The sequence below is a fragment of the Alienimonas chondri genome (genome assembly GCF_013036045.1).
GTDB classification, from domain to species: Bacteria; Planctomycetota; Planctomycetia; order Planctomycetales; family Planctomycetaceae; genus Alienimonas; species Alienimonas chondri.
Genome location: NZ_WTPX01000151.1, coordinates 1 through 11,058 on the forward strand (window position 1 = coordinate 1; position 11,058 = coordinate 11,058).

10 protein-coding genes are annotated in these 11,058 nt (G+C 68.1%); 7 read left to right on the forward strand and 3 right to left on the reverse strand.

The window, feature by feature from the left end; genetic code table 11:
- Positions 1-175: 175 nt before the first annotated feature.
- Positions 176-394 (forward strand): hypothetical protein, encoded by a 219-nt coding sequence (locus LzC2_RS17520; protein ID WP_171189317.1) that lies wholly within the window; start codon positions 176-178, stop codon positions 392-394.
- Between the two features lie 13 nt (positions 395-407).
- The gene (locus LzC2_RS17525) at positions 408-1,034 is read left to right on the forward strand and encodes a hypothetical protein (RefSeq protein WP_174977619.1); all 627 of its coding nucleotides are present in this window, start codon (positions 408-410) and stop codon (positions 1,032-1,034) included.
- A 16-nt stretch (positions 1,035-1,050) separates the two neighbouring features.
- Here the strand turns inward: LzC2_RS17525 and LzC2_RS17530 are convergent, their stop codons facing one another.
- The gene (locus tag LzC2_RS17530) at positions 1,051-2,220 is read right to left on the reverse strand and encodes a DUF1559 domain-containing protein (RefSeq protein ID WP_171189318.1); all 1,170 of its coding nucleotides are present in this window, start codon (positions 2,218-2,220) and stop codon (positions 1,051-1,053) included.
- 276 nt (positions 2,221-2,496) lie between these two features.
- On the opposite strand from LzC2_RS17530, the gene LzC2_RS17535 reads away from it, so the two are divergent.
- Together LzC2_RS17535 and LzC2_RS17540 are read left to right on the forward strand one after the other, a co-directional pair.
- Positions 2,497-2,661, forward strand: coding sequence for a hypothetical protein (locus tag LzC2_RS17535; protein WP_171189319.1), 165 nt, complete (start codon positions 2,497-2,499; stop codon positions 2,659-2,661).
- A 137-nt stretch (positions 2,662-2,798) separates the two neighbouring features.
- Positions 2,799-3,626 (forward strand): lysophospholipid acyltransferase family protein, encoded by an 828-nt coding sequence (locus LzC2_RS17540; RefSeq protein WP_171189320.1) that lies wholly within the window; start codon positions 2,799-2,801, stop codon positions 3,624-3,626.
- A 52-nt stretch (positions 3,627-3,678) separates the two neighbouring features.
- Here the strand turns inward: LzC2_RS17540 and LzC2_RS17545 are convergent, their stop codons facing one another.
- Positions 3,679-4,623 (reverse strand): hypothetical protein, encoded by a 945-nt coding sequence (locus LzC2_RS17545; protein ID WP_171189321.1) that lies wholly within the window; start codon positions 4,621-4,623, stop codon positions 3,679-3,681.
- 489 nt (positions 4,624-5,112) lie between these two features.
- On the opposite strand from LzC2_RS17545, the gene LzC2_RS17550 reads away from it, so the two are divergent.
- The 3 genes from LzC2_RS17550 to LzC2_RS17560 all read left to right on the forward strand — a co-directional run bounded on the left by LzC2_RS17550 (position 5,113) and on the right by LzC2_RS17560 (position 9,127).
- Positions 5,113-7,392 (forward strand): DEAD/DEAH box helicase, encoded by a 2,280-nt coding sequence (locus LzC2_RS17550; protein ID WP_206678775.1) that lies wholly within the window; start codon positions 5,113-5,115, stop codon positions 7,390-7,392.
- Positions 7,393-7,488: 96 nt separating this feature from the next.
- Complete coding sequence (locus LzC2_RS17555; RefSeq protein WP_171189322.1) at positions 7,489-8,157, forward strand: hypothetical protein; 669 nt, start codon at positions 7,489-7,491, stop codon at positions 8,155-8,157.
- Between the two features lie 130 nt (positions 8,158-8,287).
- Positions 8,288-9,127, forward strand: coding sequence for a 3-keto-disaccharide hydrolase (locus LzC2_RS17560; RefSeq protein WP_246255106.1), 840 nt, complete (start codon positions 8,288-8,290; stop codon positions 9,125-9,127).
- 181 nt (positions 9,128-9,308) lie between these two features.
- Here the strand turns inward: LzC2_RS17560 and LzC2_RS17565 are convergent.
- Positions 9,309-11,058, reverse strand: a 1,750-nt coding sequence (locus LzC2_RS17565; protein ID WP_206678776.1) for a hypothetical protein, incomplete at its 5' end; no start/stop codon positions are given.

The window sequence follows — 11,058 nt, forward strand, 5'->3', positions numbered from 1 at the left end:
ACCCCCGACGACGGCCCGACCCCCGACGACGATCTCTCAGCGCTCTAAGCACGGCGGTCGCGTCCGTTTCATCTCGTTCCGGCGGCGGGGATCGAAACGTCTCCCGGCGAGACCGCCGTCTCGACAGTCCGCCGCCGCCCTCGCCTTCCTTGACCTCCCTTTTCCGGTAACTCCCATGACGTCCCGTTCGATGCACCGCCTCGCCTCTCCGCTGTCTGCTTTGACCCTGTCGTTCGTCGCGGCGCTCGCCGGTTGCGGCGGCCCCGAAGACGGCATGCTCCCCCAAACGGAAGAGATCTATCCCGGGGCGACCGATGAGCAACGGCAGCGTGCGATGAGAGATTCCGACTACGCCGCCCAGTTGGAGAAAGAGTTGCAGCAGGGCGGCGAATAATTTTCGACCGCCGATGCCGTTCGGCTCCCGAGACCGTGGTGTCGGCGGTTCGCCGTCACGTCTGCCGTCGTCCCGCCGCCCGATCCGCCGCCTCGCCCGATTCGCCGGGCTGACGGCGGTCGGGTGGGGCGTGATGACGTTGACGCATGAACTCGGCCATCTGCTCGGCGGGTGGGCCGGCGGGGGGACGCTGCGGTCGGCGTGGCTGGGCCCGTGGCCGCCGCCGTATTCGAGCTTTCAACCGGACCCGTATCCGGCGCTGACGCTGTGGGCCGGGCCGCTCTTCGGGGTCGCGGCGCCGTTGCTGTTCGCGGCGCTGCTCCCCGCCCGCTGGACGAAACGACGCCGCTGGGCGTGGTTCCTGGCGGACTTCTGCCTGCTGGCGAACAGCTGTTATCTGGCCGTGAGTTGGTTCACCGGCGACCGCTTATTAGACGCCCCGCGGCTGTTGGCGGCGGGGGTCTCGCCGGTGTGGGTGGGGCTGTTTTGCGTCGTCGCCTGCGGGCTGGGCTACGTCCGCTTCCGGGCCGACTGCCGTGCGGTGTGGGAGCACGGAGCGGTTCCTGACCAACCAAGCCCCGACGACGCAAACCGCCCGCCCCCGGACGAACCGGAGACGGGCGGCGGATCCGTCGTTTAGATTAGTTCGGGGCGGTTCAGAACTCGCCCGGGGTCTCGTTGGCGGCGCGGGTGCCCAGGGCGCCCCAGGTGCCGTAGGGGCTCTTGCCGCTGGTGACGTTGTCGGCGTCGTTTTTCAGGTCGCCGGTGTCGACGGTTTCGGAGATGAATTTGACGCTGCCGTCGACCATGCAGAACTGCACGCCGCCGCTGTGGTAGCTGGTGGGGGCGAGAATGCCCTTGCCGATGCGGGTGCCGTCGTAGACCGATCCGCCGCGGACGCAGGAGGGGCCGTTGGGCGGGCTGATGGTATAAAAGCTGGCGTTGTGCTCCGCATTCGACGTGTTCCACGCCTTGCCGCGGGTGTTGTCCGTGGACCCGAGATAACGCCCCGAGTCGTTCGGATCGATAATCGCGGGGTTGTTGATGCAGGAGCTGTACGGTTTGTTCCAAGCGGCGAACGCGGAGTTGGTCTCCGGTCCGTTCCATTCCAACGAGACGCCGGTGGCGACGGCGCCGATGAACGTCTTCGGATCGTCAGAACGACCGGATTCGCCCAGCAGCAGCGTGTTCACCGTCCCGTCGCGGGCGTCCCTCAGCCCGAGGCAAACGTTCTGGGAGTTCGTCCCGAAGTTCACGATGCCCATCCCGCGACCGCGGTTCCGTGCGCTCTGGGCGTTCCCGTCCGGGGCCAAACCGTTGTCGCCGAGGTTCAGCCCGTAGTTGGTGTCCCCCCGGGACACGATCCCGCTGCCGTCCGAGGGGCACAGCAATGCGGGGATGGTCATCTGCCAGGGGACGTAACTGCCGTCCTCAATCGCCGGCCCCATCGCCGGCCACATCGTCGGCGGGGAGGCGGAGGCGTCTCGCACCGACGGTCTGCTGATCTGGTTCCACAGCGCCGTCTGATCCAGATACGGCAGCAAGCCGATCAGAAAGTTCGCATTTCCACCATTGCCGCCGGGGCCGGTCGAGCCGCCGGAGGCGGCCGGGAAGACCTTGTAGGTGCTATGGTAGTTGTGCATCGCCAACCCGAGTTGCTTCAGGTTGTTCTGACACTGGCTCCGGCGGGCCGCTTCGCGGGCCTGTTGGACGGCCGGGAGAAGCAGGCTGACCAGGATCGCAATGATGGCGATCACCACCAGCAGTTCGATCAGCGTAAAGCCGCGGCGGAGCCGGCGAATCGCCGGGACGGAAGAATGCGTCATGGGTCGATCGAGTTGGGGAAACAGAATCGGGGGGGGGGAGGAGCGCGCTGCCCGAACACAGCGGAGGGCGTTGATCGAGTCGACGAGAAGCGCCTGAGGAAGGCGTCAGTCGCCCCGAAAGGGGGATCGCGGAGCGTAAGAAGATTCCCTACAGATCGCAACGTCTTGATGCGACGACCCACGGCCTACGGTCCGGGCAGGCTGGCGAGCGTCGGGCGGCGGGGGTATCCCATCCGATCCGCTTCCATTGATTCGATTCGACCGCGTCTCTCCGCCATGTTCCGCCGCCTCCCCGCCGCCCTGACGCTGCTTTCGCTCACCGCCTTGCCGCTGTCGCTGGCGGGATGCGGCGGTCCGCCGGAAGGACCGGCGCCGCAGATCGAGAACTCTCCCGAGAGCGCCCCGGTCGAGGTCACCCCGATGGCTCCGAACGACGCCTGAGTCGACGTCGCCCCGATCGCGGCGTGGTTCGCCCGCGCCGGTTCGCCTAACCGAGGTTCGCCCGACCCGGTCCGCTCCGCCCTTTTCGCGGCGGGTCGGTTCTGCGAAGACTGCGGTTCCTCCGCAGGCCGCCCGCGATGAAGATCCGCAACAAGACCCTCAACCGTTTGCTGGCCGTCGGTGCGGCCCGGCTGCTGACCGTCTGGCTGCGCACCTGTCGCGTCGAGGTCTTCTGCGAAGCCGGGACCAGTCCGTTCGCCGGGCGCCTGGGGGAACCGGGACGCCCCGCCGCCGCCGGACGGTTTCGGAGGGTGAAGCCCGCCCCGGACGCCCCGCACGTGCACGGGTTCTATCCGTTCTGGCATGAATGGATCGTGCCGTACGTCTTCGCCCGGCCGCACGCCAGCATGGCGGGATTAATCTCCCAGCACCGCGACGGCGGGTATCTGGCGGATGCGATGACCGCGGTCGGCTTGAAGACCGTGCGCGGCTCGACCAGTCGCGGCGGCGCCGCGGCGGTCAAACAAATTATGAACGAGTGCGACTCGTACGACCTCGGCATCACGCCGGACGGTCCCCGCGGCCCGCGGCGGGAACTCAAAGCCGGCGTCGTGTTCCTCGCCAGCCGCACCGGCCGACCGATCGTCCCGTCCGCGGTGGTGTGTCCCTCGGCGTGGGTCGTGAAAGGGTCGTGGACGGATCTCGTGCTGCCCAAACCGTTCAGCCGCATCGTCTATTGCGGCGGTCCTGCGATCCGTATTCCCGCCGACGCCGACCGCGACGAGCTGACCCGCTGGCAACGGGAGATCGAAACGGCGATCGCCCGCCAAGAGTCCCGCGCCGGCACGATCGCCGCCGGCAAACCCGACCCCGGCGTCCCGGCGGCAGGCGTATCCAACGACGATATAGCCGACGCCGCCGTCGACACCGCTGTCGACACCGCTGCAGTGCGGCGGGCCGCGTAGAATCGCGGCATAACGACATCCTGGCTACGGCGCCGCGGCTACGGCACTTCGGCTACGGCGTCAGGTCGACCCGCTCCTGCGCGATGCCTGGAAGCAGCGGCAGACTCTCCTGATTGGCTGAGTACCAGCGCTGCGCGTTCTTTGTGGTATCGATAAAGAACTCGTCCGTCAGCCCGTGATCTCCCTGATACCGCGGGGCTTTTTGATCCGGGGCGAACTCATTTTCGATTCTGAGAACGAACCCCAGGCGACGTGCCGCGAAGTACCCGCTTTGCAGGTCCTCCTTCGGCAGCGCTGCGAGGTTTTTAAAGCCGAAGACCAGCAGGGCTCGCTGATTCTCGTCCGTGAGAGTGAACAGGCGGTTGCCCTGATTGCTCATCGAGTGAAACGCCTCCAAACGGGGCCGGCCTTTCTCGTGTGCCTGCATGACCTCGATCGCGAGCGGCATCGCGGCGTTGATGTCGGTTCGAGACAGCAACGTCGACGCCGCTCGGCTGCGTACGCTCAGGTCCTCCCGTCCGTCCTTCGCGATCTCCCGGAGGACCGGCGCCGCGTCGGGACTCCACTCGTAGTTTAGGATCGCGTGGATGAGGATCTGCTTCTCCTTGGCGGTCGATGCGCGACGGAGCAGGGAAAGCAGGACCTTCGCCTTCGCCGGGTCGTCTTCTTTGATCGACATTGAACGACGCCAAGCCTCGACGACCATAATATAGCGGCGGTCCCGCGGTTGCAGCCGATCGCCGTTCCAAGGGGCGCCCTCCGGGAAATAATTGATCCCGTAGAGCGGTTGAGTTTCGCTTTTCGCCTTTAGGAGCAAGGGGGCCGCCTCGGCGAACGGCGCCTGCACGGTGCGCTCGACCAGCGCGGTCCGTTGTTCCGGCGACAGGTCTTCCCCAGCCCACGCCTCTTGCAGACTGGGCAAGTCAGAGGGCGGATCGGAGGCGTACCCCGCCGATGCTGCGGAGACAATTGCGGCGACGGCGAAGGCGGTTCTCATCGTTGCGCTCCCTGCGGGGGTTCTGGGACAGCGTTCGTCGCGCCGCCTCTTCGACGCGGCCGAACCGCACCATACCCTCCGGTGCCGCCCACGGTTCCCGTCTCGGCCACTAGCCGATGCGGCGGCGGATGGGTACACTCCCGCTCGCTCTTGCCCCGCTCCGGCCCGGGTTCTGCCTGCGTTCCCCTCGGATTCGTCCGTTCGGGAAGCCGCGGAGACACCGGGACAAATGCGGAGGGGGCTTCCCCGACGGCTGCCGAACCGTTCTCGCCTCGCACTGGTCCTCAACGACCGGTGCTGGAAGGAGAACCTCTTTGGACGAGGCCGTCTGATCCGATCGAACCGGGATGCGCCCCGGACGACGATCATGGGACTGGCGGGCATTTCGGCGAATCGCGGATCGAACCCGCGCGGGCCGGCACACCCCGCCCCGCGCGCACCGTTCCATTTCCGATTCGTTTCGCACGAAACTGCCGCCCCCGGTCTGCCATGAATACCGCTCTCCTTTCCGGCCCCGTCCCCTCTCGCTCCGAGCGCTCCGAGGACGAATCGGCCGACTCCGTTCGCCCCGAACATCTTGACGCCCAATCGGTTGAAGGCGATGGCGCCGAGGCGTCCTCCCGTGACGAAGCCGACGACGATCTGCCCGCCGACGACGAAGCCGCGGACGGCGCCGCCGACGTCGTCGTCGAAGACGACAGCCCCGCTGAAGAGGCTTCCGCGGAGGACCAGGCCGCCGAAGAGGACGCCCTGCCCGAGCCGCACCTCGAAACCGCCGCGCTGTTGAACGACGGCCCGCCCGCCTGCAACGCGACCGAGGAACCGGTCCCCGCCGTCGCCCCGCCCAACGAAGAAGCCGCGTCGGCCGACGCGGACACGGTCAGCGAAGCCCCGGCCGAAGAAGCGAAGGCCGAGGAACCGCAGCCCGAACCGCAGCCCGAACCGCAGCCGAAGCCGGCCCCGAAGAAGGTCGAGCTGAAGGCGCCGGAACCGCAGCCCGAGCCGAAGCCGGAACCCGAGCCGAAGTCCGGGTTCGCGAAGCTGGGACTGTCCGGTTCGCTCCTCAAATGCCTCGCGGAGAAGGGCTATGAGACGCCCACCCCCGTGCAGGCCGAGGTGATTCCCGCGATCCTCGCCGGGCGGGACGTGCTCGGTCAGGCCGCGACCGGCACCGGCAAGACCGCCGCCTTCGCCCTGCCCCTGCTGGATCGTTTGCGGATCGCCGCCACGGCGCCGGACGCCCCGGACCAGGAGGACTACAACGGCCCGGCCATCTTCTGCATGGCCCCGACCCGCGAGCTGGCCGCCCAGGTCGCCGAGGCGTTCCGCGCCTACCGGGGCGAGATGCGGGTGAACATCCTCACCGTCGTCGGCGGGGAATCGTTCGGCCCTCAGTTGTCCGCCCTTCGCCGCGGCGTCGACGTCGTCGTCGCCACGCCGGGTCGCGCCCTCGACCTGCTGAAGCGGGGCAGCCTCGATCTCTCCGGTCTGCTGGCCTGCGTGCTGGACGAGGCCGACGAGATGCTCGACATGGGCTTCCAGGATGAGATCGAGGCCGTCCTCGACTTCACCCCGCCGGGCCGTCAGACGGTGCTGGTCAGCGCCACGCTGCCGCCGCGCATCAATGCGATCGCCAACAAGCACCTCTCGAACCCGGTGCGGATCGAGATCGGCAAACCGCAGGCCGCCAAGGGCGAGGACGCCCGCGTGGTGCACAGCGCCCACTTCGTGCGTCGGCATGAAAAGGCGCCCGCCATCGACCGCATTCTGGAAGTCGACGCGGCCGGCCCGGCGCTGATCTTCACCCGCACCCGCGGCGGCGCCGACGACCTCACCACGGAACTCAACCGCTGCGGTCGCCGGGCCGCGGCGCTGCACGGCGGTCTGACGCAGGACCAGCGGTCCAAGGTGGTCGAACGCCTCCGCGGCGGGACGTTGAACGTGGTCGTCGCCACGGACGTCGCCGCCCGCGGGCTGGACGTGCCGGAACTGACGCACGTCTTCCACGCCGACCTGCCGACCGGTCCGGAACCCTTCGTGCACCGCTGCGGCCGCGTCGGCCGGGCCGGTCGCGTGGGCCGGGTCGTCTCGTTCCTGCACCCCAAGGAGCGGTTCAAGCTGAACCAGTACGCCAAGGCGGCGAACGCGGATATCGCCATCACCGACCTGCCCGCCGCGCACGACGTGGTGACCGGCCGCTTGAATAAGACGAAGGCCGCGTTGCAGGACGCGGCGACCTCCCCGGCGTTCGCCAAGCTGCGGGAGCAGCTCGGCCCGATCCTGGCGGAACTCGACAAAGAGTTCGGTCCGGAGAAGCTGGCCCTCGCCGCCGCGGCGCTGGCCCACCGCACGGCGTTCGGCGAAGAGCCGGTCGGCCAACTCGGCGCCCCCGGCCCGCGGGATTCCGGCGGCCCGAGCGGCTCGAAGTTCAGCGGCGGCGGCCCCGGCGGTTCCAAGTTCAAAGGCAAAAGCGGCCCGAAGTTCAGCGGCGGCAAAAGCGGCCCGCGTGAGCACGGCCCCTGCCCCCCGGGCAGCGCCCGCTTGTTCGTCAGCGCCGGCCGCGACCTCGGCGTCGGCCCGGGCGACCTCGTCGGCGCCATCGCCGGCGAAACGAACCTGACCGGCGGCGACATCGGCGCGATTAAAATCACGTCGAGCTTCAGCCTCGTCGACGTCCCCGCCGCCGCCGCGGACATGGTGATGCAATCCCTCAGCCGCGGCGGCCTGCGGGGCAACAAAGTCACCGTCCGGCCCGACCGGCACGCGTGATGGTTTGCGACGCTATGCGTCGATGAACATGCTCCATAACGCCGAGGCTCCGCGGAGCCTCGGCGTTATGCATTCTCCCTTACAAGGAGCGGAGCGATGACGCAGACGGAGCGGGTCGCCGCGGGCGGGCCGTGGCGCGGGTGGTATCACGTGATGACGAACGTCCGCGGGGCGTGGCTGCCGGGCGATCCGCGAGGCTGGCGAAGCTACGCCCACCGCGATCATTGCGAGGGGGATTATAAAAATCCGCCCCCGCCGGACGAACATCTGGCGAAGCTCCGTCGCGCCCGGGACTCGATGCGCGACCCGCCGGAGTTCCTCTCCGAGACCGCCCGCACCGCCGCCTGCCTCGCTCTGACGGAGCGACTATTGGAACTGGGATCGAACGTCCCGGCGCTTTGCGTGACCGATCGGCACGTTCACGCCCTGGTTCGATTCTGCAATTACGACGCCGACGGCGAACCGATCCCGAACGCCGCGATCCCCGGTTTGCATCCCCGGAACGCCCTGCGGAACGATCGCGACCCGGCCCCGAGACATCTGTTCGGGCGAGCGAAAATGCACGCCTCTCGCGAACTGGGCGACGCGGGACTCAAGTCGTCCAAAGCTCTGTGGGGGCGACGGTGTCATATCAAACCGGTCTCCGGCCGCGCGCATCAATTGAACGTCTATCGCTACATCATTCGACACCGCGAGCGGGAGCGCGCCGCCCTCTGGACGTTCCGCGACGGACTGCTCCCACCGCCCACGCACAAACCCCGCTGAGAGATCGACCCCGTAACGCCGAGGCTCCGCGGAGCCTCGGCGTTACGGGGGGCGAGATGCATGCCGGTGGCGGTTGATCGGGGGGAGGCGGTACAGTCGCCGCGTCCTTCCCCGCCTCGCAGGTTGATCCATGTTCGTCTCCCGCTTCCCCCGCCGTCGTGCGCTCGCCGTCTGTCTGATGGGGGCCGCGTTCGCCCTGACGCCCTCCGCGCAGGCCGTCGCGGACGACGGCGAGGCGACGGCGGCCGACGAGAAGTGGGTCAGCCTGTTCGACGGCAAGAGTCTCGACGGGTGGACGCCGAAGATCCGCACGCACGCGGCCGGCGAGAACTACGCGAACACCTTTCGCGTCGAGGACGGCCTGCTGACCGTCTCCTACGACGGCGGCTACGAAGACGGCTTCAAAGCCCAGTACGGGCACCTGTTTTATAAAGACACCTTCTCCCACTACCGCATGCGGCTGCAATATCGCTTTATCGGCGAGCAGGTCGACGGCGGCGCCGGCTGGGCGCTGCGGAACAGCGGCGTGATGATCCACGGCCAATCGCCCGAAAGCATGGGCAAAGACCAGGAGTTCCCCGTCTCCATCGAGGTCCAACTGCTCGGCGGCGACGGCAAGAACCAACGCACCACCGGCAACCTCTGCACCCCGGGCACCAACGTCGTGATGGACGGCGAACTCAAGAAGAACCACTGCTTCACCTCCACCTCCGAAACCTACCACGGCGACCAGTGGGTCACCGCGGAGATCGAAGTCCACGGCGATAAGGTGATCCGCCACCTCATCAACGGCGAAGAGGTTTTCAAATACGAAGCCCCGCAGCTCGACCCCCGCGACGCCGACGCCAAAAAGCTGATCGAAGCCGCCGACGGCGAGCTGCTGCTCTCCGGCGGCACGATCTCCCTGCAATCCGAAAGCCACCCCTGCCAGTTCCGCAAAATCGAGATCCTGGAACTGCCGGCGGAGTAGATCGCCTTTGGTCATCCGGTGAGACCGGAGCGCAAGCTCCGGCCGTCGGCGCAGCCGAGGGGAAGACGCACAGCCGGAGCTTGCGCTCCGGTCTCAACAAACGACCGTGACGCCCTTATAAATAAAAACGCCCCGGTTCGAGCGACGCTCGAACCGGGGCGTTCCTCATCCGCAGAGACGCTTACTCGCCGACGCTCACCCGCTCGACGGTCGTGAAGCGGCCTTCTTCCATGCTGCCGCCGCCGAGGAGGTAGAACGTGACTTGATCGTTCTCGCCGGGGGCCGGCAACAAGCGGTGGAAGAAACGGGGGCTGTCGAGTTCGCCGAGGTCCTCCCACGCGTCGGCGCCCGGGGTGAGGCGCTGCACCAGGCCGGTGAGCGTCGTGGCGTAGACGGCGCCGTTCATCGCATACGCGGCGCTGCCGAAGCCGTCCATTACGTCGCCGTTGAGGGCTGGGCCACTGGTCCAAGTCTCGGTGGCGACGTCGTAGATATCGACGCGGCGGGTCGGCTCGCCGGCGGGGGTCATGCCGCCGATGTGATAGATCAGGCCGGCTTTCTCAGAGCCCGTGCCCGCGTCCGGGAGAGCGGCGACGGAGTTCGCCCGACGCGGCCCCGGCGGGGTCGGCAGGGTCTTCCATGCCCAATCGTCGGAGTCCGGGTCGGCGTTCAGGTCGGCGACGTAGCCGGTCGCGTGCCACGCTTCGCCCTCGTCGCCGGCCATCATCCAACCGCCCAGCACATAGACTTTGCCGTTCAACACCGCGGCGTCGAAGCTGCTGCGACCGCCGGGCAAACCGGGCAGATCCGTCCATTCGCCCGCTTCCGGGTCGCCGTCTTTCCCCGGTACGAAACGGGAAACCGTCGGCATGCTGTGCAGGTCGTGGTCCTCTTCCAGGCTGTTGCGAGCGGTGAAGCCGCCGATCCGCAGCACGCCGCCTTTGGGGTGGGGAACCAGCGCCAAGCCCTGCAATTTCGGGCCGCTCGGCAGTTCTTCCCAACCGGCGTCGACGTCGGCGAGGTTCAGGCGACGGAAGGCGCCGGACTGCTCGTCGGTCGAATATTTATGCGGCGTGCCCGGGTGGCCGCCGTAGTAGTACAGGTAGCCGTCGGACACCGTCCCGCCCAGGCTCGAAACGCCCTCCGGCAACTCCGCGGCGGGGACCGGCTCGACGGAGATCTTGCTCTGTGCGGCGGCGGGTTTCTGCATGTCCTGCTCGGGGGCCGGTTCGAAATCGTTGGCGGTGAACACGGCGGTGGCGTAGCGGCGGGTCTCGGGATAGTTCTTCCCTTCATACACGCCGGCGCCCGGCAGGGTGACGTTCGTCCGCACGCTGAGGACGCCGGCGTCCGCAATCTCCTCGTCCGTCAGCGTGACCACGCCGTTCGCATCCGCGGTGTAATCCCCGCCGCCCAGGTCGCCCAGCACGTTGACGGTGGCGTTCGGAACGGGAAGCCCGGCGGCGACGACCCGCAACTGGTTCCCCGGTCCCGACAGGATCGCCAACGGCTGATCGTGCAGCGCGGAGGCGTCGCCGGCCCCGTTCGCCGTCGCAGCGACGTACTTCAGCAGGAAGGACTCGTCGCCTTCGCCCCGCACGCCGTACACGAGGTCCAGCGTATACACCGTGCCCGCCGGGTCGGCGGAGACGTCAGCGGTCAGGGCGCCGCCGTCGGCTTTCAACGTCAGCGCCTCGCTCTTCCCGCCGGGCGTGTGACGGGTCACGGTCCCCTTCTCCAAGATCGACAAATACCGCGCCTCGTCGGCATCGACGCTTTCTCCGAACACCAACCGCAGCGTCGGCGCCTTGCCGGCGTCGCTGACGGAGAGAAACGGGAAGTGGGCGAACGCCGCGGCGGGAGCCAACAGGGCCAACGCGAGCGTCAGGGGGGCGGTGCGGAACACGGCTCGGGACATCGGAGGGCGGGAC

Excerpts from the sequence above, each read along its gene's own strand:
- LzC2_RS17520 (WP_171189317.1), top strand. The coding sequence starts at position 176 with ATGACGTCCCGTTCGATGCACCGCCTCGCCTCTCCGCTGTCTGCTTTG.
- LzC2_RS17525 (WP_174977619.1), top strand. The coding sequence starts at position 408 with ATGCCGTTCGGCTCCCGAGACCGTGGTGTCGGCGGTTCGCCGTCACGT.
- LzC2_RS17530 (WP_171189318.1), bottom strand. The coding sequence starts at position 2,220 with ATGACGCATTCTTCCGTCCCGGCGATTCGCCGGCTCCGCCGCGGCTTT.
- LzC2_RS17535 (WP_171189319.1), top strand. The coding sequence starts at position 2,497 with ATGTTCCGCCGCCTCCCCGCCGCCCTGACGCTGCTTTCGCTCACCGCC.
- LzC2_RS17540 (WP_171189320.1), top strand. The coding sequence starts at position 2,799 with ATGAAGATCCGCAACAAGACCCTCAACCGTTTGCTGGCCGTCGGTGCG.
- LzC2_RS17545 (WP_171189321.1), bottom strand. The coding sequence starts at position 4,623 with ATGAGAACCGCCTTCGCCGTCGCCGCAATTGTCTCCGCAGCATCGGCG.
- LzC2_RS17550 (WP_206678775.1), top strand. The coding sequence starts at position 5,113 with ATGAATACCGCTCTCCTTTCCGGCCCCGTCCCCTCTCGCTCCGAGCGC.
- LzC2_RS17555 (WP_171189322.1), top strand. The coding sequence starts at position 7,489 with ATGACGCAGACGGAGCGGGTCGCCGCGGGCGGGCCGTGGCGCGGGTGG.
- LzC2_RS17560 (WP_246255106.1), top strand. The coding sequence starts at position 8,288 with ATGTTCGTCTCCCGCTTCCCCCGCCGTCGTGCGCTCGCCGTCTGTCTG.